The organism is Nocardia amamiensis NBRC 102102 (genome assembly GCF_001612745.1).
GTDB classification, from domain to species: Bacteria; Actinomycetota; Actinomycetes; order Mycobacteriales; family Mycobacteriaceae; genus Nocardia; species Nocardia amamiensis.
Window position 1 is genome coordinate 1 of record NZ_BDBA01000052.1, and the last position, 24,834, is coordinate 24,834.

At 67.2% G+C, this 24,834-nt stretch carries 21 protein-coding genes, 1 tRNA gene and 2 pseudogenes; 16 read left to right on the top strand and 8 right to left on the bottom strand.

Going from position 1 to position 24,834, the window contains the following annotated elements:
* Both NA4_RS12625 and NA4_RS12630 read left to right on the top strand, forming a co-directional pair.
* A pseudogene (locus NA4_RS12625) lies at positions 1-886 on the top strand (TadA family conjugal transfer-associated ATPase); the annotation flags it as partial.
* Positions 887-994: 108 nt separating this feature from the next.
* The gene (locus NA4_RS12630) at positions 995-2,470 is read left to right on the top strand and encodes a PIN domain-containing protein (RefSeq protein WP_067469050.1); all 1,476 of its coding nucleotides are present in this window, start codon (positions 995-997) and stop codon (positions 2,468-2,470) included.
* A 6-nt stretch (positions 2,471-2,476) separates the two neighbouring features.
* Here NA4_RS12630 and NA4_RS12635 read toward each other — a convergent pair whose 3' ends face one another.
* The 3 genes from NA4_RS12635 to NA4_RS12645 are packed head-to-tail and all read right to left on the bottom strand — an operon-like array spanning position 2,477 to position 6,857.
* On the bottom strand, positions 2,477-3,043 hold the full coding sequence (locus tag NA4_RS12635) for a hypothetical protein (protein WP_067469053.1): 567 nt from the start codon (positions 3,041-3,043) through the stop codon (positions 2,477-2,479).
* 32 nt (positions 3,044-3,075) lie between these two features.
* A complete protein-coding gene (locus NA4_RS12640) occupies positions 3,076-5,697 on the bottom strand; it encodes a tyrosine-type recombinase/integrase (RefSeq protein ID WP_067469056.1) in 2,622 nt (873 codons plus the stop codon).
* Complete coding sequence (locus tag NA4_RS12645) at positions 5,694-6,857, bottom strand: tyrosine-type recombinase/integrase (RefSeq protein WP_245671312.1); 1,164 nt, start codon at positions 6,855-6,857, stop codon at positions 5,694-5,696. Before NA4_RS12645 ends, NA4_RS12640 begins: the two co-directional genes overlap by 4 nt.
* Positions 6,858-7,026: 169 nt before the next feature.
* On the opposite strand from NA4_RS12645, the pseudogene NA4_RS12650 reads away from it, so the two are divergent.
* From NA4_RS12650 to NA4_RS12675, 6 genes and pseudogenes are all read left to right on the top strand, one after another.
* A pseudogene (locus NA4_RS12650) lies at positions 7,027-7,335 on the top strand (TadA family conjugal transfer-associated ATPase); the annotation flags it as partial.
* Positions 7,332-8,126 (top strand): type II secretion system F family protein, encoded by a 795-nt coding sequence (locus NA4_RS12655; protein ID WP_067469062.1) that lies wholly within the window; start codon positions 7,332-7,334, stop codon positions 8,124-8,126. The pseudogene NA4_RS12650 and the gene NA4_RS12655, both read left to right, overlap by 4 nt.
* A 45-nt stretch (positions 8,127-8,171) precedes the next feature.
* The gene (locus NA4_RS12660) at positions 8,172-8,795 is read left to right on the top strand and encodes a type II secretion system F family protein (protein WP_067469068.1); all 624 of its coding nucleotides are present in this window, start codon (positions 8,172-8,174) and stop codon (positions 8,793-8,795) included.
* Between the two features lie 207 nt (positions 8,796-9,002).
* Positions 9,003-9,203, top strand: a complete 201-nt coding sequence (locus tag NA4_RS12665) for a DUF4244 domain-containing protein (RefSeq protein ID WP_157128970.1) — start codon at positions 9,003-9,005, stop codon at positions 9,201-9,203.
* A gap of 62 nt (positions 9,204-9,265) precedes the next feature.
* Positions 9,266-9,580 (top strand): TadE family type IV pilus minor pilin, encoded by a 315-nt coding sequence (locus NA4_RS12670; protein WP_084497025.1) that lies wholly within the window; start codon positions 9,266-9,268, stop codon positions 9,578-9,580.
* 180 nt (positions 9,581-9,760) lie between these two features.
* A complete protein-coding gene (locus NA4_RS12675; protein ID WP_084497034.1) occupies positions 9,761-10,186 on the top strand; it encodes an Rv3654c family TadE-like protein in 426 nt (141 codons plus the stop codon).
* A 281-nt stretch (positions 10,187-10,467) separates the two neighbouring features.
* Here NA4_RS12675 and sftH read toward each other — a convergent pair whose 3' ends face one another.
* On the bottom strand, positions 10,468-12,918 hold the full coding sequence (gene sftH / locus NA4_RS12680; protein ID WP_084497026.1) for a DEAD/DEAH box helicase: 2,451 nt from the start codon (positions 12,916-12,918) through the stop codon (positions 10,468-10,470).
* 370 nt (positions 12,919-13,288) lie between these two features.
* On the opposite strand from sftH, the gene NA4_RS12685 reads away from it, so the two are divergent.
* From NA4_RS12685 to NA4_RS12710, 6 genes are all read left to right on the top strand, one after another.
* Positions 13,289-13,495, top strand: coding sequence for a cold-shock protein (locus tag NA4_RS12685; protein ID WP_011206895.1), 207 nt, complete (start codon positions 13,289-13,291; stop codon positions 13,493-13,495).
* A 374-nt stretch (positions 13,496-13,869) separates the two neighbouring features.
* Positions 13,870-16,716 (top strand): type I DNA topoisomerase, encoded by a 2,847-nt coding sequence (gene topA, locus NA4_RS12690; RefSeq protein WP_245671315.1) that lies wholly within the window; start codon positions 13,870-13,872, stop codon positions 16,714-16,716.
* A gap of 37 nt (positions 16,717-16,753) precedes the next feature.
* A complete protein-coding gene (locus NA4_RS12695; protein ID WP_067469082.1) occupies positions 16,754-17,260 on the top strand; it encodes a mycothiol transferase in 507 nt (168 codons plus the stop codon).
* A gap of 54 nt (positions 17,261-17,314) precedes the next feature.
* Positions 17,315-18,526, top strand: coding sequence for a DNA polymerase III subunit delta' (locus tag NA4_RS12700; RefSeq protein ID WP_067469117.1), 1,212 nt, complete (start codon positions 17,315-17,317; stop codon positions 18,524-18,526).
* A 56-nt stretch (positions 18,527-18,582) separates the two neighbouring features.
* Positions 18,583-18,658: transfer RNA gene (locus NA4_RS12705), tRNA-Thr, on the top strand.
* A 44-nt stretch (positions 18,659-18,702) separates the two neighbouring features.
* Positions 18,703-18,927: a hypothetical protein gene (locus NA4_RS12710; RefSeq protein ID WP_157128969.1), complete on the top strand. Its 225-nt coding sequence runs from the start codon at positions 18,703-18,705 to the stop codon at positions 18,925-18,927.
* A 213-nt stretch (positions 18,928-19,140) separates the two neighbouring features.
* Here NA4_RS12710 and katG read toward each other — a convergent pair whose 3' ends face one another.
* From katG to NA4_RS12730, 4 genes are all read right to left on the bottom strand, one after another.
* Positions 19,141-21,372 carry a catalase/peroxidase HPI gene (gene katG / locus NA4_RS12715; RefSeq protein WP_067469088.1) on the bottom strand — a complete coding sequence of 744 codons (2,232 nt, stop codon included), beginning with the start codon at positions 21,370-21,372 and terminating at the stop codon, positions 19,141-19,143.
* Positions 21,373-21,406: 34 nt separating this feature from the next.
* A complete protein-coding gene (locus tag NA4_RS12720) occupies positions 21,407-21,823 on the bottom strand; it encodes a Fur family transcriptional regulator (protein WP_067469098.1) in 417 nt (138 codons plus the stop codon).
* Positions 21,824-21,979: 156 nt separating this feature from the next.
* Positions 21,980-22,435 (bottom strand): hypothetical protein, encoded by a 456-nt coding sequence (locus NA4_RS12725; RefSeq protein WP_067469101.1) that lies wholly within the window; start codon positions 22,433-22,435, stop codon positions 21,980-21,982.
* Positions 22,436-22,675: 240 nt separating this feature from the next.
* Positions 22,676-23,728 carry an alpha/beta fold hydrolase gene (locus NA4_RS12730; protein ID WP_067469104.1) on the bottom strand — a complete coding sequence of 351 codons (1,053 nt, stop codon included), beginning with the start codon at positions 23,726-23,728 and terminating at the stop codon, positions 22,676-22,678.
* Positions 23,729-23,898: 170 nt separating this feature from the next.
* Here NA4_RS12730 and NA4_RS12735 point away from each other — a divergent pair, with 170 nt between their 5' ends.
* Together NA4_RS12735 and NA4_RS12740 are read left to right on the top strand one after the other, a co-directional pair.
* Entirely contained in the window at positions 23,899-24,276 is a 378-nt protein-coding gene (locus NA4_RS12735; protein ID WP_218022294.1) for a glyoxalase superfamily protein, read from the top strand.
* Positions 24,277-24,314: 38 nt separating this feature from the next.
* Positions 24,315-24,812: a DUF2752 domain-containing protein gene (locus tag NA4_RS12740; protein WP_245671314.1), complete on the top strand. Its 498-nt coding sequence runs from the start codon at positions 24,315-24,317 to the stop codon at positions 24,810-24,812.
* The last annotated feature ends 22 nt before the right edge of the window (positions 24,813-24,834 follow it).

Below are 24,834 nucleotides of genomic sequence, written 5' to 3' on the forward strand. Positions count from 1 at the left end.
TGCGCTACTGACGGGTGAGCTGCTGGATCGAGTGCGCGAGCGGCTGGCTGCCGAGACGGGTGACCCGGATCCGGCGCAGGTCGCCGCGGCGATCCGGGCCGAGGCAGGCGGGGTGCTCGGCGACACCGACCTGCTGCGGGCGCTGCGGTTGTTGCAGACCGAGATGACCGGCGCGGGTGTGCTCGAACCGCTGCTGCACGATCCGGACGTCGCGGACGTGCTGGTGACCGGGCCCGACGCGGTGTGGATCGATCGCGGGCGTGGACTGGAGAAGACTTCCATCACGTTTCCGGACGAGGCCGCGGTCCGGCGGCTCGCGCAGCGCTTGGCGCTGTCGGCGGGGCGGCGGCTCGACGACGCGCAACCTTGGGTGGACGGCCGACTGTCCGGAACCGGTGCGGCGCTGGGTGATTCGTTCGGTGTCCGCTTGCACGCGGTACTCGCGCCGGTCGCCCATGGCGGCACCTGCCTTTCGCTGCGTGTACTTCGCCCGGCTACTCAGGGACTGGACGCGCTCGCCGCGGCGGGTGCGGTGCCGGCGGAGGCAAAGCTCTTGCTGGAGCGCATTGTTCGGGCACGGCTGGCTTTCTTGGTGGTCGGCGGCACCGGGGCGGGGAAGACGACGCTCCTGTCCGGCCTGCTGGCGACCGTGCATCCCAGGGAGCGGATCATCTGTGTCGAAGACGCGGCCGAGCTCGCACCGCCACATCCCCACGTCGTCCGCCTGGTCGCCAGGACCGCGAATGTCGAGGGCGTCGGTGCGGTCACCGTGCGCGATCTGGTCCGCCAGGCACTGCGTATGCGTCCGGACCGAATCGTGGTCGGCGAGGTCAGAGGCGCGGAGGTCGTCGACCTGCTGACCGCGTTGAACACCGGTCTTAGTGGACGACATAGCCTGCAAAACGACGTTTGCGCAGGTAACAGTGTCGAGAACGTGTTCGCGACGTTGCTGTATCGGCGCTGATTTGTCGTGTGCAAGGCGACAATATGCAGTGTGACAATCATCGTGTTCGACACCAACATGCTCGTTAACTCGCCGAGGCTGCGAAGCCCGGAATGGGTGTCCCTGATCCGGAACAAGGATGAGTGGAGCTTGCGGCTCGTGGTGCCCGAGGTCGCGTTCATGGAGACGGTGAACGTGGTCCGACGCCACTGGCAGAGTGAGATCGGGAATCTGCTCAGAGTGAAGGTGGGAGAGTTCGGCTTGGCCGAGCAGCGAGATTCGATGCTCGCTGAGATCAGGAAGGCATGGGAGGAATACGAGCGGTGGCTGCGCGACTTCCTCCATGATCACGATGTAGTCATCGAGCCTCCGCCACCGGCCGATCTGATGGAACTCGCGCGTCGTGCGTCCGAGACGCGTGCTCCGTATAGCGAATCCAGGAAGAAGGATGGCTTGCGTGACACCCTGATCTGGCTCACCGTGATGGCCGTTGCGCGTCAGAATCTCGATGAGCAGGTGTGGTTCGTCAGCGACAACCACAATGACTTCGGGCAGGGAGGGATTCCGAACACCGACGATCACGACGACTGTTCGATGCCTTTTCACCAGCATCTGGTCGAGGACCTCGGCCGCTATAACCTGGCGGAGCGAGTTCGCTATGTGAACAGCCTGAGACGGCTGGAACAGCACCTCGCCGCGCAGTATGCCCCGGTCCCGGATGCTGTCCTTGTCGACTTGGTCGACAACCTCGATAAGAACCTGCTCACGCGTCGGCTTGCGGCGTCAGCACCTCAACTCGTTGTTGATCCCGAGCAGGCAGCGCTTCCCTTGCAGGTCGCGGCAGCCCAGATCACTGGAGTGCGGGAGCGAGACCATGGATGGGAGTTCAGTGAAGGAGCCCGCCGCGGCGAGGCCGGTTGGACTGCGCGGTTCAGCGTGGAATCCGAAGTCGATCTCTCGATGATCGAAGCGGATCAAACTTTCAGCGAGACCACGAAACTGGTCCGGCTGCTTGGTGATGTTGCGGTGGCATCGGATGGAACCATCCGCGACTTGGTCGTTTCGTCTGCCGAGGCTCTTCCTGACGATCCGATGCGTGCGCCATGGGTGAGCCGCAGGAGCCGCGTGGGCTCGTCCGCCTCATTCTCCGGCGTCAATTCGGTCATCGAAGGGATCCGACGGTCGCAGGACGCTCTCGCCAGCCCGATCCTCGAAGGGATCCGACGGTCGCAGGACGCTGTCGCCAGCCCGATCCTCGAGGAGATCCGACGGTCGCAGAGCGCTCTCGCCAGCCCGATCCTCGAGGAGATCCGAAGGACGCAGCAGACCGGTATCGGCTCCATCTTCGAGAAGACCTTGAGCTCGCAAGTCCCAGAAATCGTTGATGGGTTCGAGGCTCCAGGTTTGCAGACCGATTCGTTTCGGGACGAGCGATCCACCGATAGTGCTGAGGAGACAGCGGTTGACGCTGATGACGGCATCACCGACGACAGCGACGACGCTGACGATTCCGAGTCGGGCAGTTGATCGCTATCACTGGCAGAAGATCTGTGTGACGTTGCGCTCTCGCTCGCGTTTGACGTTGGCGCGTGCGCCGTCCAAGGATCGGCGGAGGGTGCGGTTTTCGGTCCGGAGCTGCGTCAGGTTCTGATTGAGTGTGGTGAGAATGGCCCGCAAGCTGGCATTCTCGTCGATCAAATGGTTGCCTTCGGGGTCGTAGAGCTGTCCGGTGAGGTCGCTGATGCGGTCGTCGCGTTCCTTGATCGCGGCGCGCAGTGTCTCGATGAGCACCTCAGCGTTGAGAGCGCGTTCGCGCCAGGACGCAGTCGCGGCGTCGAGGGCCAGTTCGGCGCGTGCGGCGGTGACGGCCTGGGAGGCGTCGCGGGCGGCGAGGACGGCTCTGGTGAGTTCGGGGCGGCGTTTGTCGTAGATGAACGTCCTGCCGACGCCGGCGAGGTCGCAGACGTTTTCGATGGTGAACGGGGCATGGGTCTTGGCCAACTTCGTCAGTGCCCTGCGGACGCGTTTCTCGCAGTCGCTGCTGGCGCGGGACCGTTGCTCGATCGCCTCGACGGGTCGACGGCGGGCTGTGGGTGCCAAGGGGCGTGGTCTCCGTTCTGTGAGTGCAGTGATCAGGGGTGCTCGCCGGGCGAGTTCAAGTGCGGCAGGCGGAATCCGGTGGAGAACAGCGGATTGAAGTAGTCGTGGACCGGGCTTCGCAGGTCGAGTTTCTCGGCGGCTTCGAGCAGGCCGAGTTCGTCGAGGGCCTGGCGCAGGCCGGTGAGCACGGGTTCCCATGGCTCCCATTGGCTGAGGATGTAGTCGCGGGCTTCGTCGGTGGGTGCGCCCTCGGCGAAGTGGACCGCGGCGTCGCGTTTGCGTTCCCAGTAGGCCAGGTCGGCGCCGGTGAGCACGAAGTGCTCGCAGGGCCCTTTCGGGCCGTCACTGCAGTTCTTGCCGTAGGGGCAGGCCGCGCCGCCAACGACCGGCCCGTAACGGCAAAGACCGTGCTCGACCGGCACCACCGTCAGGTCGATCCGCACCGCAGCGGCGGCCGGGTTGTCGGAGGTCAGGTCGGTGGGGCGCAGCAGGATGGTGCCGGGTTTGTCCATGCCGGGGCTGGCGGCCCAGACCTGCTGCAGGTGCCGGGTCATGGTGTCGTTGTTGTAGTTGGCGTAGTGGACCAGCGCTTCCTCGGAGAAGTGCCCGAGCAGCTGTCGGACCAGCGCGGGGGGAGCACCGTTGTTCAGCAGCGAGGTGGCCAGCGTCGCCCGGGTCTGATGCGAGGTGACCGAGCTGAGCCCGAGGCCGTCGAGCCATTCGTTGAACTGGTCCCGAAATGCGCTGGAGGAGACGAACAGTCTCAGGTCGTAGTTGGCGTTCGTGCGGGGAAACAGCGGCATCTCGCGGTCCCAGGTGGCTTCGAGACGCGCGCGGCCGCGGTCGTCAAGGGCGGCCAGGTCGTCGCGGTAACGGTGGCGCAGCCTGGCACGGGTGCTCTCCTGCCGCCGGAGCAGACGCTCATAAACCGGTAAATAGCAAGGCATTCCGTAGTCGACAACACCAACCTTGGCGATATCGCGCCAGATGTAGGGCTGGGCGACGCCGACGATCCCGATGCAACCGAGCCCAAGGCTCAGCGTCTCGACGATCCGACCGCCTTGGAATGCGTGGGTGAGCCAGATGTCGGACAGGCCGGCGTTCTCGAGGTCGAGGACATCCAGCTTGGCCAGGCTTTCCGGGGAGACCAGTAGTTGAAAGTCGCCGTAGGTCAGCGGCCGCGGCCGTGGTTTCTTCTTCGGAACAGGGTATTCGGGCAGGCTGAAGATGAACGGATCCAGCTCGGCAGGAGTGCGGCTCTTCTCCCGAGCTGTCCGCAGGACGATCCGAATCGCGGACATGAGGTTCATCCGAGTCACCTCGGTGAGCACGCGCGGCTGGTTGGAGACCGAGAGCGTCGGCAAGGGAATCTTCTCCTGGAACCACAGGTCCCAGGTCTGTTTGACGGTCTCGGCGTCGGCCCTGCCGAGTGCCCGCGGGTTGTCGCCATGGTCGGCGCGGTTCTGGCCGAGGGCCGTCGACAGCAGAGACACGCCGGAGAGCCGGTAGTGGATGGTCTGGGCCGTGGGCCGCTTCCCATCCGGTTTGAGCGCTTCGTCGCGCAGATGCTCCCAGAGGACATCGCGGAGCCAGGGCTGCATGACCCGGGCCAGGTCCCAGGGTTTGCGTCGGCAGGCTCCTCCGCCTTCGGGGAACGGTGCCGCGCCGACCAGGATCGGGTCGAACCACCCGGCTGCCTTGGCCGACTCCGCGGTGAACAAGAGACTGCGGGACGCAAAAACCAAGCCCGCCAAAACATATCGGCAAGCCTTTGACCCCGTGGCAGCTGATTCGGCGGCCTCCGCATCGCTCAAGGAGCCAACTCCCGCGGCCTCCAGCAATTCGACGACTGTCCGCAAGACTGCCGGTCGCCACTGCGCGCGCCAGGCGATCTGAGCATGCCTGTGCAGGGCGTATCGAATCTCGCGCTGCAGCCCCGCCGGCAACGCCGCCAGCGACAACAGGCCCCGGGCGCTCGGCGGCGACGTGGACGCGACGACAACCGGATCGTTGAAGAACGCTTCCCAACTCGGCTCGTGCTCGGAAGTTCTTGGCCGCCGCAGCCAGATCCATATGTAGTGGCCGTGGCTATTGCAGAGTGGCTTCTTGACCCCGCCGAGAACGGCGGCGGTCACCTTATCGTGGACGCAACGATCGACTGCGCACGGTTCCGCAGGCGGCAGTGGTCCCTGCGTGACAAACCACTCGGCTTCGCTGTGGCCGCGCGTCCGGGCCCGCCGCAGCGAGTTGAGGTGGCCGCGGCAATACCCTCGTGCCGCCAGCTCCCGCGTGCAGTCGCGCACCTCGCAGGCAGTGCCGCGCACTAACGCGCGGCCGAAGATCTGCGACCCGTTCGGTGTGGCCGTGGCGACGAAATCGTCGAAGGTGACGGAGTCTTTGACCTTGGCATAGCGGCGCGCGTGGTCGATGCAGAGCTGGCTTGCGGGTGAGGTCTGGTGCAGCACGCTGTCGCAACCCTCGACGCGGCAGCACCACCCGTAGGTGGGGTGATGCGGGGGAAACTCGATCGGCTCCGCGGCCAACCAGTCCGGAAACTGTTGGGCGACAATGTCGTAGCGCTGCTGCGGGCTCAACCCCAGATACTCACCCGCGGTGGCCGGAACGGGCGCCAGCGTGGCGTCCGGTGCTGTCACGAGTCGGCCCCCGAGGTCCGCTCCGGAGTGAGATAGGGCTCGGCCGGTGGCCGCGCGGTGGCTTCCCATGCCTGCTGCAGGAACTTCATCGCCTCCCGGTTGGCCGACCTGCCGTAGACATCGGTGACCATCGACGGGCTGGCCCAGCCGAACTCCTGGGCCACCAACTCGGCGTTGAAGTCCGACTCCGCATAGAGCGCGGCAGCGGCCTTGTGCCGGAAACTATGTGGAAGCACGCGGACGTTCAGGCCCGCGCGGCGGCAAGCCCGGCCCAGCATCTTGCGGACGCCTCCGGTGTGCAGCGCCGCGCCGACGGTGGTGCCGGACAGGTGGATGAGGATCTGCTCGTGATCGACCAGATGCTGGATGGGATGGTATTCATCCAGCAGGTAGGCGTAGAAAGTGCTGATCATGTCATCACTCACCGCCCGGATCACCCCGTCGACGATGTAGCCGTCCCTACTCGGATCGGCCGTAACGTAGGACTTCGCCCGCGCGAGGTTGGGGTTGTCGTCGCGGCCGACGACATGAACGTGCGGTTCGGCGTGCTGACCGCAGGGGTGGTGCCTGGTCAGGTGCAAGTCACAGAACCGCAGCCCACAGAGCCCACCGACGCGAAGGCCTCCGTCGTGCAGCCAGGTGACAATCATGACGTCGCGGGCGGTCGTGAGCACCCCCGGCTCGAACAGCGCCTCCACGACCTTGTCCGGCAGAAATCGCGGCCGCCGCGAACCTTTGCGTGGGGCGAGGGGATTCGACTCCACCGCCCGCCTGGATCGACCGTGCCGGGTGAAGCTGCGGCCGGAGGTCAAGGCCTCGATCAAAGCTGGCTGGACTTCCCCCGTCGCTTGCAGCGACACGTAGTAGGCCTTCACCACCGTCGCCACATTGCCCGCCGCCGAGGCGCCGAGAGGCTTCTGATCCGGTCGCCGCCAGGCCAGGCCGTAGACGCCGTCGGCCTGGCCGGTGACACCGTTCATGTAGCGGCTCAGGTCATCGAAAGTGATCGTGCTCGGACTGCGGTTGTTGATATGCAGCCAGTTCAGGTGATCGACCAGGCTGTAAGCGTAGGTCTCCTGTGTCGAGGTCCCGTGCCGAGTCAGCACCGCCAGCGACGGCCGATGCACCTCCCCGGTCGGGGTGAAGATCCAATACGACAACCGACCGTCACGGTGGCGGACCTTCCGGACAGCGAACCGATCAACATCCACAGCCGACCGCCCCGCCGTGGCCCAGTACGTAGCGAACGTATGCATCAATCCCTGTTCGCCACAGGCCCGTTCACGGATGGGTACGAATATCGCGGACGCCGGTTGCGTGGGCACTAAGACCGGTCACGACGGCGGCGCGGGTACCGTGCACGCCAACTCGCCGCAGGAGGTTCCCGCGCGCTTGGAGGCCCTTGCCGCGTTGGGTGGAATGGACCGCGCGGCCCTGCACAGCCAACTCGCCGCCGCGGTCCAAGTCGTCCTTCATGTGCACCGCCGGCCCGACGGTACGCGCGGGCTGCGTGAGATCGGTCTGGTGCATCGCACCGACGGTGGCCGGGTGCGGATCACGCCCGCATGGCACTCCACGGCCAAAGCTCCCGCCGCTACCGACCTGTCCCGCCTGCTCGCCGAACGGCTCGACCGATGAGTGCGGCGATGGTGCTTCTCGCATTGGTGCTGGTCGTGGCTCCGGCGCCGGGATCACGGCGCCGGTTCGCCCGGATATTCAGGTCACGAAGCGAGCATCGAAGGCCAGCGTGGAGCACCATGGCTTGCGGTGGTGCCGTCGCAGGCGTTGTCGCCGTGCTCGTCCTTCTCGGGCCAGGTCCATTTCTCGCGGCGAGCATGATCGCGGGGACGCTAGCGCTGCGGGTCCGCCGGTCTGCGCGCGACCGGCGCAGGAACGCCGAGCGCGACTACCTCCTCGGGGCGTTGGAAGCCGTCATCAGCGAGTTGCGGGTAGGCGCCCATCCGAGTACGGCCGCCGAGGTCGCGGCGCGCGAGGTGCACGGCGAGTCGGCACGCGTCTTCGCCGTCGGCGCCGCCCGCAGTCGGCTCGGCGGGTCCGCGGCCGAGGGGCTGCGGAGACCGGAGTCCCTTGTCGCGGCGGAACTGGCCCGAGTCGCGGGCGCGTGGCAGATCGCCGAGCAGCACGGCCTGGCGCTGGCCGAGTTGCTGTCCGCAGCTCGGACGGATCTCGCGGAGCGCATACGGTTTCACGGCCGCACCACCGCGGCACTGGCCGGTGCCCGGGCCACCGCCGCGGTTCTGGCCTGCCTGCCGTGTCTCGGAATCGCGCTCGGCCAGATGATGGGCGCTTCCCCTCTGCATGTCCTCTTCGCCTCTTCCGCAGGCCAAGTGCTGCTTCCCCTTGGCGCCGGGCTGGCCTGTACCGGGTTGCTGTGGACCGATGTCATTACACGAAAGGTGCTGGCGTGAGAACACTTTCACCGATCCAACGTGCTCCGGGAAGGGAAGGCTGGGATGACAGTGACAACGGAGACGGTGGCGCCGCTGCTGTTGTCGGCGATCGCCTTGGCACTGCTGCCGGGACGAGTGGCGGTCAGCCGGCGGTTGCGTGCCCTGCGCCAGCCGGTCAGCGGGCGAGTCGAGGAGTCGCGTGGCGGAAACCGGAACGCCGATCCGTTGGCCGCCGCCTCGGTCTTCGACCTGCTCGCCGCGTGCCTGCGAGCCGGTCTGCCGACGGCGGATGCGGCGCGGGCGGTGGCGCCCGAGGCGCCGGAACCGCTGGGCGGAGCACTGCGGCAGGCGGCGGATCTGCTCGCACTGGGCGCGGACGCGGCCACCGCCTGGGAACAGATCGCCCGAGATGGAGCTGGGCGTCCATGGGCCGAGGAGATCGAGTCACTGGCCAGGATGGCGCGCCGTTCGGCTCGCTCCGGCGCGTCGCTGGCGGTCGCGGTCGGCGAGCTGGCCGGACAGCGCAGGGCGACGGTCGAAGACGCGGCCGCCGCGAAGGCGGAACGCGCAGGCGTCCTGATCGGAGGACCGCTTGGCCTGTGCTTCCTTCCCGCATTCGTCTGCCTCGGCATCGTGCCTGTGGTCATCGGCTTGGCGGGCCGGGTACTCGGCGGCGGTCTGCTGTGATCCCGCCGAGCACCGTCTCGGAGGCAACGCGTTCGTGCGCCGCAGCCGCGCGGATTCGGATCCGTCAGCTGGGTTCGGGGCGATGGCGTGGGATCGCGGCGTCTGGTGCGTCCAGGGAAGCGTGCTCGTGCGGAGGGGCTGCACGGGCCGGAATGAGAGGGGAATCGGATGCGTATGGAGCGGGTGACGAGGTCCGTCGGCCAGCGGCTGAAGGCTGTATATACGGGCCTGCGCGGGCGAGCGGTGCAGGCGTTGGTCGCCGAGGACGGCATGAGCACCGCGGAGTACGCGATCGGCACGATCGCGGCGGCTGCGTTCGGTGCGGTGCTCTACGGCGTGGTGACGGGCGACAGTATCGTCAACGCGCTGACGAAGATCATCGATCGGGCGCTCAACACGTCGGTGTAGGCGGCGTCATCGGTGGCCGAGTCCACCACGGCCGGCCGAGGCCGAGTGACGACCGAGGGGCGGTGACAGTCGAGGCGGCGCTCGCGCTGACCGCGGTGGTCGCCACCGTCGTGCTGTGTCTCGGTGCCTTGCTGGCGGCGTCGACGCAGGTGCGCTGTGTCGACGCCGCCCGCGAGGCGGCGCGTCTGGCCGCGCGGGGCGATCACGGCAATGCCGTACCCGCGGCCCGGCGGATCGCCCCGCCTGCGGCCGACATCGCTCTCCGCACCGAAGGCACCCGCGCGGTCGCGGTCGTCTCCGCCCGAACTCCCCTTCTGCCGCTGCTCACGCTTCGCGCCGAGGCGGTCGCGACCCTAGAACCGGGCAGCGCACCGTGACGGCGAAGTCCTCGGCCGGCTTGCAGGCACGGCTGGGACCTTTCGAGTCGGACGGACATCAATGCGACTCCGGTCGTCAGGCTCGGCGGACCGGGAGATCCACCATCATGCGGCCTACGGCTGCTTCCAGCGGGAAAGGAGCGAGTCACCGTGAGCGGGAGCACACAGGTGATGCCGGTCATGGACTTCGGTAGGCGGGCCCGTCGTGAAGCCGTCGACCGGGCCGGGCGCTGGGCACGGCGGCGGTTCGTAGAGGCAGTTCATGGTGCGGACGGCGTAGCGACTGTGTTCGCCGGCTCGGCGTTGGTTGCGTTGATCGGCATCACGTTGTTGATCGCGCAGGTGGGCGCCGTCGTGGTGGCGCGACATCGCGCGCAGGCCGCGGCGGATATGGCAGCGCTGGCCGCGGCGAGTGCATTGGTGCAGGGAGCGGATGTGGCGTGCGCCGAAGCGGATGAGGTGGCGCGGCGAATGGGGACACGGATCCGGATCTGTACGGCCGTGGAGTGGGACGTGACCGTCACTGTCGAAACGAATGTACCAATAGGTCTGTATGGCGATCGGAGAGTCGGAGCGATCGCTAGAGCCGGACCAGTTGAAGACTGAAGAGTTCGATACACAACCGCCCGGGCGTCGCTTAGAGTGGCGGAAACCGGAATTCTACCGGCTGGTAAAAACCGGCTTCCGAAATTCGCGCGGGGCTGGCGGATATGGAAAACGAATGAATGCGCATGTACGCAACGGATGATGTGGCAATAGCCTAGTTAACATGAATTCATTCCTTTTTATTCTCCGGGGCGGCGCGGCGCCACGCCACTGGGAGGTGTCCCAGCGTTTCCCGGGGCCGCCCTGGCAACCTGGACAAGCGATCACCGGGTTCCGCATCGTCACGAATCAAGCGAGGCGCCGTCACCGTCGTGCAGTGCGGCGAGTACGGCGGTGAGCAGGCGTGCCGCTCCGGCCTTGTCCAGCGGGTGGTTCCCGTTACCGCACTTGGGGGATTGGACGCAGGACGGGCAGCCTGCGGCGCATCCGCAGGACTCGATGGCCGCGAGGGTTGCCGAAAGCCACCGCCCCAGCTGGGCGAACCCCCGCTCGGCGAAACCGGCTCCGCCCGCTTGGCCGTCGTAGACGAAGACCGTGGGAAGCCCGGTGTCCGGATGCTCGGCCGTGGAGACGCCGCCGATGTCCCAACGGTCGCAGGTCGCCACCAGCGGCAACAGGCCGATCGCCGCGTGCTCGGCCGCGTGCAGCGCGCCCGGAGCGTCCTGGGGTTCGATACCGGCCAGCGCCAACAACTCGGGTGTCACCGTGTACATAACCGCCCTGGTGGGGAGCGTTCGCGGGGGCAGATCGAGTTCCACGAGGTCGAGCACTTCGCCGGTGGCCAGCGTGCGCAGATAGCCGATCACCTGACTGGTGACCCGCACCTGTGCCAGAGCGGTCGTCACGTGACCGTGGCGGCGGTGCTCGGTCATCGCGTCGATGGTGATGGAGGTCGTCTGCCGCGCGCTGGTGGTCCATCCCGGTTCCGCCGCGTGCACGAAGGCCACGCCATCGTCGAGGTCCAGCTCGTCGACCAGGTAGGTATCACCCTGATGCAGGTGGACGGCGCCCTGGTGCAGCGTTGCCGGTGCCCGTCCCGCGTCGGCGGTGCCCAGCAGCCTGCCGGTCTCGCCGTCCACGATGGCCACCGGCGTGCCGATGCCACCTCGGACGTCGACCGCGTCGTGCGGCTGCGTCTCCGCGGTGACATACCACCGCGCGCCTTCCTGTGCCCCGCGCCGTCTGATCAGCCCTTTCGCGGTCAGATCGTGCAGCACTTCGCGCGCGCCGAGCTCGTCCACCTCGGTATCGGTGAGCGGTAGTTCCAGTGCGGCGCACAACAGTTGCGGACCGAGCACGTAGGGATTGCGCGGATCGGTGATGGTGGCCTCGACCGGTTTGTCCAGCAGCGCGTCCGGGTGGTGGACCAGGTAGGTGTCGAGTGGATCATCCCGGGCCACGAGCAGCACCAGTGATCCCTGGGTACGCCGTCCGGCCCGCCCGGCCTGCTGCCAGAACGATGCGACCGTACCGGGAAAACCCGAGATGACCACGGCGTCCAGCCCCGCGATATCGACGCCGAGTTCCAGTGCGTTGGTCGTCGCCGCACCCAGCAGCGACCCATCCGACAACGCTGCCTCCAGGTCGCGGCGGTCCTCCGCGAGGTAGCCCGCGCGATAGGACGCCACCCGCTCGGCGAGGTCGGGATCGACTTCGGCCAACAGCCTCCTGGCATCCATCGCGGTCTGCTCGGCGGCCCGGCGCGAGCGGACGAAGGTCAAGGTCCGCGCCCCTTCGGCCACCAGATCCGCCATGATCCGCGCCGCCTCCGCGGTGGCACCCCTGCGCACCGGAGCGCCGTTCTCGCCGGTCACCGCGGTGAGCAGCGGCGGTTCCCAGAGCGCGACCGTGCGCGGACCCTGTGGTGAGCCGTCCCGCGTGACCGCCGCGCAGGGCGCGCCGATCAGCCGGGACGCGGCCGCCGCTGGTTCCGCCGTGGTCGCCGAGCACAGCACGAACACCGGATCGGCACCGTATCGCGCGGCGATCCGCCGCAGTCTGCGCAGCACCAGGGCGACGTGCGAGCCGAAGATCCCGCGATAGGCATGGCATTCGTCCACGATCACATAGCGCAGCCTGCGCAGCACGCGCGCCCAGCGTTGGTGCGACCGCAGTATGCCCAGGTGAAGCATGTCTGGATTGGTGAAAATCCATCGCGCGTTGGCGCGCACCCACTGCCGGATCTCGGCTGGCGTGTCGCCGTCGTAGGTGGCCGGATGGATATCCCGCAGCGGACCTTCACGGGTCAGTTCCCCGACCACACGCAGCTGATCGGCGCCGAGCGCCTTCGTGGGGGCCAGGTACAGCGCGGTGGCTTTCGGATCCGTTTGCAGCGTCGTGAGCACCGGGAGCTGGTACCCGAGCGACTTGCCCGACGCGGTCCCGGTGCTCACGACCACGTGTTTGCCTTCGAAAGCCAGGCTCGCCGTCTCGGCCTGATGACTCCAGGGTGCATCGACGCCCGCGTCGCGCAACGCGGCGATCACTTCCGGCGATGTCCACGCGGGCCAGGCGGTGCGATCTGCCGCGCGGGGCGGCAACTCGACGACATGGGTCAGCCGAAGGTCGTCATGCGGCACTCCGGCTAGGACACGATTCAGCAACGATGCGCCGTAGCCGAGGTCGGTTGGCGGCTGCGCGCGGGGCGCCGAGCCCGCTGGATTCACGAGACGATCCCCGCAACACGCTCGGAAAGTGTGAAACGTGTGCGTCCGGGAAGCGCCACCTGCCATTTCGATACCCAATAGCGACCTGGGTCACAGCTGGATTGCCGAACGTCGACTCGGTTATCAGAAGGCAAACGAACTGCAAGTCCAGATTCCGCCATTGTGTCCCTCACCTGCGCATTCGCAAGATCAACTTTTTTGCAAATTGTCGGTAACTCGACTGTTGAATTGCCCGGAGACATGGTTCACTGGTTCCTGGTCGCAAGCTTCTGTGTTCGAGGGACGGATCCAAAGTCCAAACCGTCAGCAGGATCGATGTTGCGAACGGTGTGCTTGGTGCTTTCCTGCAGGGGGAACCAACAGTACAGCGGTCGGAACGGACCCGGTGGACGAACCCAGTTGTCCGCCGTTCCGGTAAGAAAAGAGAAGGAACAGAATGGCACAGGGAACTGTGAAGTGGTTCAACGCGGAGAAGGGGTTCGGCTTCATCGCGCCCGAGGACGGCTCCGCTGACGTCTTCGTCCACTACTCCGAGATCCAGGGTTCGGGCTTCCGCACCCTCGAGGAGAACCAGAAGGTCGAATTCGAGGTCGGCCAGGGCACGAAGGGCCCGCAGGCCACCGGAGTGCGTGCGCTCAGCTGAGCGGCGCATGATTCACCGCTCGTCCCTCACCACCGGCAACGGGGTGGGGGACGAGCTATATCTGGGGTAGACACGGCCCGTGCGAACTGGCGGAACGCCCGTCGAGCACGCCGCCGCGCAGAGGTGGCGAAAAGACAGGGCATACTGGTTCGAACTGACGCGCGTACCCTCAGTGGTTCGAGTCGCAAGCACTCGACCACACGCGGCGTCACGGTATAAACGTGTCTGGTGGCGACGTACAGCCGTCGCAGCCGCTTACCCCCAGCCGCGCACAGCGGAAACAACGCAGCGCGGGTCGATCAGGAAAGGTGTATTCGCCGGTGGCAACACGAGACCGCGGTGCAGCCGACCAGGGCCGTCCCCTGCGTCGTCTCGTGATCGTCGAGTCCCCGACCAAGGCACGCAAGATCGCGCCGTACCTCGGTCGCAACTACACGGTCGAGGCGTCGGTCGGTCATATCCGGGATCTGCCGCGGGGCGCGGCCGACGTCCCGGCCAAGTACAAAGGGCAGTCCTGGGCGCGTCTCGGCGTGGACGTCGACAATGATTTCGAGCCCATCTACGTCGTGAGCCCGGACAAGAAGGCCAAGGTCACCGAGCTCAAGAGCCTGCTGAAGGACGCCGACGAGCTCTACCTGGCCACCGACCCCGACCGCGAGGGCGAGGCCATCGCCTGGCATCTACTGGAGACGCTCAAGCCGAAGGTGCCGGTCCGGCGGATGGTGTTCCACGAGATCACCGAGCCCGCCATCCAGGCTGCCGCGGCGGACACCCGCGAGCTCGACAGCGACCTGGTCGACGCCCAGGAGACCCGCCGCATCCTGGACCGGCTGTACGGCTACGAGGTCAGCCCGGTGCTGTGGAAGAAGGTCATGCCGCGACTGTCGGCGGGCCGCGTGCAGTCGGTGGCCACCCGGGTGATCGTGCAGCGCGAGCGCGAGCGGATGTCGTTCCGCTCGGCCGAGTACTGGGACATCGCCGCCAAACTTGACGCGGGCACCGGCGAGGAAGGCGAGACGACCAACCCGAGGACCTTCGGGGCCCGCTTGGTCGCCGTCGACGGCGCCAGGGTCGCGACCGGGCGGGATTTCGGTCCGGACGGCCACCTCAAGGCCACCAACGGCGTCGTGGTGCTGAACGAAGGCTATGCGCGGCGGCTCGCCGAGGCGCTGGACGGTGCCGACCTGGTGGTGTCCTCGGCGGAGGCCAAGCCCTACAGCCGCAAGCCGTATCCGCCGTTCATGACCTCGACGCTGCAGCAGGAGGCGGGACGCAAGCTGCGTTTCAGCTCCGAGCGGACCATGCGGGTCGCGCAGCGGTTGTACGAGAACGGCTACATCACCTACATGCGTACCGACTCGACCACGCTGTCGGAGTCGGCCATCGCCGCCGCCCGTTCTCAGGCGACCCAGCTCTACGGCGCCGAGTACGTGCACCCCACCGCCCGGCAATACAACCGCAAGGTGAAGAACGCCCAGGAGGCACACGAGGCGATTCGCCCGGCAGGCGATACGTTCGCCACGCCCGGCCAGCTGCACTCGCGGTTGGATAACGACGAGTTCCGCCTGTATGAGCTCATCTGGCAGCGCACCGTCGCCTCGCAGATGGCCGATGCCAAGGGCACCACGCTGACCCTGCGCATCACCGGCGTGGCCGGCACCGGCGAGGAGTGCGTGTTCTCCGCCTCCGGTCGCACCATCACCTTCCCCGGCTTCCTCAAGGCCTATGTGGAAAGCGTGGACGAGGAGGCGGGCGGTCAGTCCGACGATGCCGAATCCCGGCTGCCCGCGCTGGAGCAGGGTCGAGCGGTCACCGCGGTGGAGCTGAATCCCGACGGGCACACCACAAATCCGCCCGCTCGCTACACCGAGGCCTCGCTGATCAAGACGCTCGAAGAGCTCGGTATCGGTCGTCCGTCGACGTATGCGTCGATCATCAAGACGATTCTCGACCGGGGGTATGTGTACAAGCGTGGCAGCGCACTGGTGCCGTCCTGGGTGGCGTTCGCCGTGATCGGCCTGCTGGAAGAACATTTCGGCCGCCTGGTCGACTTCGATTTCACCGCGGCCATGGAGGACGATCTCGACGCCATCGCGGGTGGCCGCGAACAGCGCGGAAACTGGTTGTCCAGCTTCTACTTCGGCGGCGATCACGGCGTCGAGGGTTCGGTCGCGCGCTCGGGCGGGCTGAAGAGGATGGTCGGCGACCGGCTCGACGACATCGATGCCCGAGAGATCAACTCCATCAAGCTGTTCAGTGACGCCGACGGACGCGACGTCGTGGTCCGGGTCGGCAGGTACGGGCCGTACCTGGAGCGGATGGTCCCGAATCCCGATGACCCGGAAGGTGATTCGGTCTCGCAGCGAGCCAATCTGCCGGACGATCTCCCGCCGGACGAGCTGACCCCCGAGGTCGCGGAGAAGCTGTTCGCGACGCCGCAGGAAGGCCGTGCGCTCGGCGTCGACCCCGCGACCGGCCACGAGATCGTCGCCAAGGAAGGACGTTTCGGGCCGTACGTCACCGAGATCCTGCCTGAGCCACAGGTCGAGGAGGGGCAGGAGCCCGCGAAGAAGAACGCGAAGAAGGCCGCCGCGCCGAAGCCGCGCACCGGATCGCTCTTCAAGTCCATGGAACTGGCCACCATCACGCTCGACGACGCGCTCGAGTTGTTGTCCCTGCCGCGTGTGGTCGGCACCGACCCGGCCAACGGCGAGGAGATCACGGCGCAGAACGGGCGGTACGGGCCGTATCTGAAGAAGGGCACCGATTCGCGGTCGCTGAACACCGAGGACCAGATCTTCACCGTGACGCTGGAGGAGGCGCTGAAGATCTACTCGGAGCCCAAGCGCCGCGGACGGCAGGCTTCGAGCTCGGCCCCGCTGCGTGAGCTCGGCACCGACTCGGCCACCGGCAAGCCGATGGTGATCAAGGATGGCCGCTTCGGCCCGTACGTCACAGACGGCGAGACCAACGCGACGTTGCGCAAGGGCGACGAGATCGAGTCGATCACCCCGGAGCGGGCCATGGAACTGCTCGCCGATCGGCGGGCACGCGGGCCGGTGAAGAAGGCCGCCAAGAAGACCGCTGCGAAGAAGGCCCCCGCCAAGAAAGCCGCTGCGAAGAAGACGGCCGCCACGAAGGCGACCACCACCAAGACGGTCGCCAAGAAGACCACGGCGCAGAAGACGGCGGCGAAGAAGACCGGCGTCGGGAAGGCGTGAGTGCCCGACGCGCCGCTTCGGCCGTAGCGTGAGCGCCATGAGTACCGAACAGGAACGCGAGGATCTGATAGCGATGCTCGCCGACCAGCGCGAGCTTTTCCGCATCACCCTGCGCGGGATCGATGAGGAGCAAGCGCGGCGGCGGACCACCGTGAGCGAACTGACCCTCGGCGGCCTGCTGCATCACCTGATCAACTGCGAGCGGCACTGGACCTCGGTGATCGTGCGGCGGGACGAGAACGCCGAACTCGACGTCTCCGCCTACGCGGGCGAGTACGTCATGGCGCCGGACGAGACCGTGTCCGGATTGCTGGCCGCCTGGGACGAGGTCGCCGCGGCAACGGCCGAGCTGATCCGATCGGTGGACAGCCTCGACACCGCGATTCCCACGCCGACCGCGCCATGGGCGCCGGAGCGGATCTGGCAGTCGGTGCGCTACACCGTGCTGCACATCCTGCGGGAGATCGCACACCACTCCGGGCACGCCGACATAATCCGCGAGGAGCTGGACGGCGCGAACAGCACACAGCAGCGCGCCTCCTAGCCCGCTGGTCGAGGCCCGGCGGCCGTGTCGGTGCGGGCGGCTAGGGTGTACGGCGTGGCGGGTGTCTTCGATCGGTTGGTCGGCCAGGAGGCGGTCGAGTCCGAGCTGAGAGCTGCGGCCGTCGCGGCACGCGCGGGTGTCGTCGATGGGGCGATGACGCACTCGTGGTTGTTCACCGGCCCCCCTGGATCGGGCCGATCCGTTGCGGCGCTGTGCTTCGCAGCCGCATTGCAATGCACCGACCCGCAGGTTCCCGGGTGCGGCAGCTGCCACGCCTGCACCACCACCATGGCGGGCACGCACGGCGACGTGCGCCGGGTGGTGCCCGAGGGATTGAGCATCAGCACCAAGGAGATGCGCGAGATCGTGCAGATCGCCGCGCGCAGGCCGAGTACCGGCCGCTGGCAGGTGGTGGTGATCGAGGACGCCGACCGGTTGACCGAGGCGGCGGGCAACGTGCTGCTCAAGGTGGTCGAGGAGCCGCCGGACCGGACGGTGTTCCTGCTGTGCGCGCCCTCGGTGGATCCGGAGGACATCTCGATCACGCTGCGCTCCCGATGCAGGCATGTGCATCTGGTGACGCCCTCGGTACCCGCCATCGCTCGGGTGCTCCTCGAACGCGACAAGCTCGATGAGAAGACCGCGACCTGGGCCGCCTCCATCAGCGGCGGGCACGTCGGGCGGGCCCGCAGGCTCGCCACCGACGAAGAGGCGCGTGCCCGCCGCCAGCGTGCGCTGGCTCTGGTCGCCGCGGTCGGCAAGCCCGGAGCTGCCTACGCCGCCGCCGACGAACTGGTACGCGCGGCCGACGACGAGGCCAAACAGATGAGCGCGTCCCGCGACGAACGCGAACGGGAAGAACTCGCCACCGCACTGGGCGCGGGCGGCACCGGAAAGGGCGCGGCGAGTGCCACCCGTGGTTCCGCGGGCGTACTGAAGGACCTGGAACGACGGCAGAAATCCCGCGCCACCCGCACCGGCCGCGACGCCCTCGATCGCGCCTTGATCGACGTGGCTGGCGTCTACCGCGACGCGCTCGCCGTCCGGTTCGGCGCCGCCCGCCGCGATTCCGGCATCGCGCTCACCCACCCCGACCTGTCCGATCAGATCCACGACCTGGCCGCCCGCGTGCGCCCCGAGGGCCTGCTGCAGTCCATCGAAGCCGTCCTCGCCTGCCGTACGGCCCTCGACCTGAACGTCAAACCCCGCTTCGCCCTCGCCGCCATGGCCGCAGCCCTGATCGCCGCCCAGTCCCCGCAACCGTGACCACCCGTTTTCGCGATCCGGCCCCGAGACGATAGACTCGCTTGGCCGAAAGGCACGCCGCCTTAGCTCAGTCGGTAGAGCGCTTCACTCGTAATGAAAAGGTCGGGGGTTCGATTCCCCCAGGCGGCTCCATACCTCTTGACATGCGCAAGCGCGTGCAGGGCGAAGAGATCTCGATGCCTAAGTCTCGATTGTCAGTACGTGGATTGCTGCTCGGCGTCTTGTTCGGCGCGACCGTTCTGATGGGCAGTGGCTCCGCGGGTGCGGATCCGATTCCGCTCGAAGCGCCCGCAGCGGTGCCGGAAGCCGACGTCGTCGTCGGTGGCAGCTGCGGTCCGACCAGTGAATCGGTGCTGCCCTGCCTGATCAACAGCCTGTCGGCGAGAACTGCTGTGCCCTAGAACCCGCGTAACCGAAAGCCGCCCATCGTCGCGGCGGCGGGCTGGGACCCCGTTGGCGGCCGATGTCGAGCCTGCCGCTCCGATCCAATGGCCTCTTGCGGAGTCGAGTGGGGGGCCGTTCGCAGGTCGAAAACGGACAGCCCGATGCGCCGAGCCCCGAACGAAATCCAGGCCGACCCCGAAGGGTCGGCCTGGAATTTTTGTCGGTACAGATCAGGCGAGGTCGAACCGGTCGTTGTTGACCACCTTGACCCACGCGGTGACGAAGTCGTTCACGAACCTTTCCTTGGCGTCATGCTGTGCATAGACCTCGGCCAGCGCACGCAGCACCGAGTGCGATCCGAAGATGAGGTCGTTGGCGGTGGCCGTCCACTTGGCCTGGCCGGAGGGCCGGTCGAGGCCTTCGTAGACGTTCTCCGCCGACTCGGACGGCTTCCACTCCGTGTTCAGGTCGAGGAGGTTGACGAAGAAGTCGTTCGTCAACACGCCGGGCCGGTCGGTGAACACGCCGTGTTCGGTGCCGCCGTAGTTGGCGCCGAGGGCGCGCAGGCCGCCGATGAGCACCGTCAACTCCGGAGCGGTCAGGTCCAGCATGTACGCCCGGTCGAGCAGCAGGCGCTCCAGTGGAGCCTTCTCGCCGGTCCGCACGTAGTTACGGAACCCGTCGGCCCGCGGTTCGAGCACCGCGAACGACTCCACATCGGTGTTCTCCTGCGTCGCGTCCGTACGCCCCGGTGCGAACGGCACCGTGAGGTCGTGCCCCGCGTCCCTGGCCGCCTTCTCGATGGCCGCGGATCCGGCCAGAACGATCAGGTCGGCAAGCGAGACCTTCTTGCCGCCGGGGGCCGAGCTGTTGAAGTTCTGCTGGATCTGCTCCAGCACCGGCAGTACCTTGTCCAGCTCGGCAGGCTCGTTGACCTCCCAGCTCTTCTGCGGCTCCAGCCGGATCCGAGCGCCGTTGGCGCCGCCGCGCTTGTCGGTGCTGCGGAAGCTGGCCGCCGACGACCATGCGGTCTTGACCAGCTGGGCAATGGACAGGCCGGACTCGAGGACCTTGCTCTTCAGTGCCGCGATGTCCTGCTCGTCGATCAGTTCGTGGTCGACGTCGGGTACCGGGTCCTGCCACAGCTGCGGCTCGGCAACCCACGGCCCGAGATAGCGGCTGACCGGTCCCATGTCGCGGTGCAGCAGCTTGTACCACGCCTTGGCGAACGCTTCGGACAGCTCCTCCGGGTGGTCCAGCCAGCGACGGGTGATCTCCCGGTAGATCGGGTCTTCCCGCAGCGACAGGTCCGTGGTGAGCATGGTCGGGGTTCGCGCCGGACCACCGTACGGATCCGGGATGGCACCCTCGCCTGCGCCGTCTCGCGGCTTCCACTGCCATGCCCCGGCTGGGCTCTTGGTCAGCTCCCACTCGTGGCCGTACAGGTTCTGCAGGAAGCCGTTGCCCCACTTGGTCGGGGTGGCGGTCCAGACGACTTCCAGGCCGCTGGTGATGGCGTCTTTGCCCTTGCCCGTGCCGTAGGCGCTCTTCCAGCCCAGGCCTTGCTGCTCGATCGGGGCAGCTTCTGGTTCGGCGCCGACCAGGTCGGCATCGCCGGCACCGTGGGTCTTGCCGAAGCTGTGGCCGCCGACGATCAGTGCGGCGGTCTCCTCGTCGTTCATCGCCATGCGGCCGAACGTCTCACGGATATCCCGTGCCGCGGCCACCGGATCCGGCTGACCGTTGGGCCCTTCCGGATTCACGTAGATCAGGCCCATCTGGACCGCGCCGAACGGACTCGCCAGTTCACGGTCACCGCTGTAGCGCTCGTCGCCGAGCCAGGTGTCCTCCGGACCCCAGAAGACCTCTTCCGGTTCCCAGATGTCCGGGCGGCCGAAGCCGAAGCCGAAGGTCTTGAAGCCCATCGACTCCAAGGCCACGTTGCCTGCGAAGACGAGCAGATCGGCCCACGAGATCTTGTTGCCGTACTTCTGCTTGACCGGCCACAGCAGCCTGCGAGCCTTGTCCAGATTGGCGTTGTCCGGCCAGCTGTTGAGGGGTGCGAAGCGCTGGGCGCCCTGACCGCCGCCGCCGCGACCGTCGGCGATGCGGTAGGTACCCGCGGCGTGCCAGCTCATCCGGATGAACAAGCCGCCGTAGTGGCCGTAGTCGGCCGGCCACCAGTCTTGCGAGTTGGTCATGACTGCCGCGACGTCGGCTTTGAGGGCATCGACGTCGAGTTTCTTGAACTCCTCCGGGTAGTCGAAGTCCTCACCCAGCGGGTTGGCTTTGGACGAGTGGGCGTGCAGGACCGACACATCGATCTGCTCTGGCCACCAGTCCTTGTTGCTGCGGGGACGATGCTCCGTCTTCTGCGCGGGGGCCGAAATCGCCGGGTTCTCGCTCTCGCTCGCGCTCTGCGTCTTGCTGTCAGGATTGGGTGGGCGGCTATCGGATGACACAGCATTCCTTCCTGAAATGAGTGATGGGCTGCGATCACGGATGCGGTAGGGAAGCCTGTACTCCTACACAGTCGGGACACAGGCCCCAGTAGATGACCTCGGCCTCGTCGATCGAGAAGCCGTGGTCATCGGACGCGCTGAGACAAGGGGCCTCGCCGACGGCGCAGTCGACATCGGCGATCACCCCGCATACCCGGCATACGACGTGGTGGTGGTTGTCACCGACCCGCGACTCGTAACGTGCCACGGAACCGGACGGCTGAATACGCCGGACCAGGCCTGCGGCGGTGAGCGCGTTCAACGAGTCGTACACCGTCTGATGGGATACCTCGGGCAGCCTGGATCGCACGGCCCGGATGATCGAATCCGTGTCGGCGTGCGGGTGATCGTGCACCGCGCTCAGCACGGCGACCCGGGGACGGGTCACACGCAGCGAAACTCCGCGCAGCATCTGCTGGAACTCCGAGGCTGTTGCCACGCAAGGAAGTCTTGTCCGTTTTCTGGAACGGGTCAAGAGTCTGCGGCTATGTCGCCCGGATTCGTTCGGTGCCGGCCATGGCTCGGACAGGCTCCGATGCGCCGAGGGCGAAAACGACGCCCGCGCGCACTATGTGACGACGAATGTTCCCTTGCCGGGGACATGCGGGTAGTTGGTCGCGATGAGCACTTCGGCTCGGCCGAGACCGGTGGGAATGGTGACGGGCACCCAGTTGCCGTGGACGTTCTCGCCGGATGGCGTGTCGTCGCCGATCCAGACCGGTGGGAGACCGCCGAACTCGCCGGTGTCGGAGTTCCGCCAATACACCGTGACCTCCGCGCCGCAGGACGCGCCGGGCGAGTCGGGGGCGAAGACGAACTCCGGACGGATCCATAGCGTTGGATTATCGGAGGAGTCGCGGGCGGGATCGTACTGCGCCGCAATCATTCCGATGCCGGTACCGCCGCCTCCGCAGAGGGTGCGTGCCGGTGTGACACCGATGGGAAGCGCGGACGAGGTCGGAGCGGCCAGCGCGAGCGCTCCGGCGGCCAAAGCCACTGCCGTTATTCCGCGATAGCCCTTCACCGCTGCTCCGCTCTGTCCTAGGGGCCGAACTGTCTGCCCCTGTTTCGCTCGCGATTCGCAGAATGTTAACCAGCACGGCGAGGTTCGGCGTCCGCGTCTTTGCCGTCCATGGGGAGATGGCTACCGCGAGTGGGGCGGGTGCGGGATGGGGTAAGCCGAAGCGGCGCAAGCCGTTACTCCTGGGCCGGGCGCCGTTGACCGGCCCAGGAGAACGTCTTCCGTTCAGCGCGCGGCGGTGGATCAGCCTGCGGCTGCGGAACGCAGGTGGACGCGCTCGGCGATGTTCGCCAATTCCGCGTTGAAGCGGTCTGCGGCTTCGATATTGCCCAGGTGCCCAGTGGGCCACACGTGGTACGCGGCGAGATGACCGGTGCCGCGGAGTGCATCTGCGATGCGGCGCGACATGCGCTCGGGCAGCAATCGATCGTGCACGCCCGCGATCACCGTGGTGGGCACCGTGAGCGACGCGGCGGCCTCGGCGAGATCGATATCCGCGAGCGCGGCGGCGTGCCTGCCGCGGGTGAGCGGTCGGCAGGACCGCACGATGCCGAGGGCGAACTCGACTTGGTCCGTGGTGGCCTGCTCGGTCATGATGCGCGCCTTGAGCAGCGCGCTGGCCGGCCAACCACCCGGCAGCGGCACCGGGGCGGTGAGCAGGGTCTCGGCCACGATCATCGGCATCCGTACGGTGGCGCCCAGTACGGTGAGCGGCCGGTCGGCCAAAGTCAGCGGCTTGTTCAGCAGCGGGAGCAGATCGGTGTCGTAGCGGATGTTGCCCGAGCTGGTGTTCAGCAGCACGGCCGCGGCGGCCTGCCGCCGCACCTGGTCCGGGTAGGCGGAAGCCCACGCCTGCACGGTGATTCCGCCCATGCTGTGCCCGACGAGCACCGCGCGCCGGCCCGGGCGCAGCGTGGCGGAAAGGACGGCGGCCAGGTCGTCGGCCATCGTTTCCTTGTCCGGGGTGGTCTTGCCGAGTTCGCTCGCGCCGTGGCCGCGCTGGTCGTAGCAGACCACTCGATATCGGTCGGCGAAGGCGTTGATCTGCGGATTCCAGTACTCGATACTGCAGCTCCAGCCGTGGATGAGGACGATGACGTCGGCATCGGCGGGACCGTAGGCGTGCACCCGGAGACGGGCGCCGTCCTTCGTAGTGACCGGGATGACCGCACACGGGGCGGTGGGGGCGTTCAGAGACGCCGTCCGGAAGGTGCGAGACCGCAGTCCGGCACGGTAAGCGGCGGTAAGCGCGCCACCCCGCGCGTCCGCCAGCGTCCTCATCGACTTCACCAGCATCGAGCACTCCTTTGTGTCCTCCGTCACCGTACAGTGCAAGCAAGGTGCTTGCTAGTGCAAGCGGTCGATGACGGAATTCCTGGCTTGTACCAAGGAGTACCCCGGATTCGCTCCGATCAAAAGATCATTTCGGTACCGATCTTGTCCGACCCCGGTGCCACAATCACGGTGTGGTCAACGAGGAGATCCGTTTCGAACCGCCGATACCCGTGCTGCGCATGTTCGATGTCGCGCGGACCTTCGAGTTCTATCGGGACTACTTGGGTTTCGCCGTCGACTGGGAGCACCGCTTCAGCGCCGAGTTCCCGCTGTACGCGCAGATCTCGCGGGCCGGAGCGACGATTCATCTCAGCGAGCATCACGGCGACGGCACTCCCGGCAGCGTCGTATGGATCGCGGTGGACGACGTATTCGCCTGGCAGGCGGAGTTGGCGGGCAAGAGCTATGGCTACGCCAAGCCGGGCAGCCCCGAGGACGGCCCCGGTGGGCCGGGTTTCGAGCTGGTCGACCCATCCGGCAACGTGCTGCGTTTCGCCCAGCCGGAGTAGCTGGGCGCAGCACGATGAACACGGCTACGGTTGATGCTGTGGACATCGCGCGCACTGCCCCTGGATCCGCGACCGCCGCGGACGGATCCGCGACCGCCGCGGAGGCCGAGCGGAGTACGGAGACCGAGCAGCGGACGGGTTGGCGCCCAGCCGCACTGCCGCTGCTGGTGGCGGGTGTCGGCGTGGGTGTCGGCGTGCTGTTGCACCTGCGTGATCCCCATGTCGAAGGCTCCTACGGCACCTGCCCGGTGTATGCACTGACCGGTTGGTACTGCCCCGGCTGCGGCGGCATGCGCGCCGTGCACAACCTCACCGATGGCCAGATCGTCGATGCCCTGCACAGCAATCTGCTCGCGATTCCCCTGGTGCTCGCGTTCGCGGTATGGGTGACGGACTGGACTGTCCGGGCCTGGCGCGGTCAGGCGATGCGCCTGCCGTCGATCAGCCGGACCACCATGTGGACATTTTTCGGATTGCTGGCGGTCTACACCGTGCTGCGCAATACGCCGTGGGGAACCCTGCTCACACCGGTGTAGCCGCCATGCCTGGAGGCTAGTT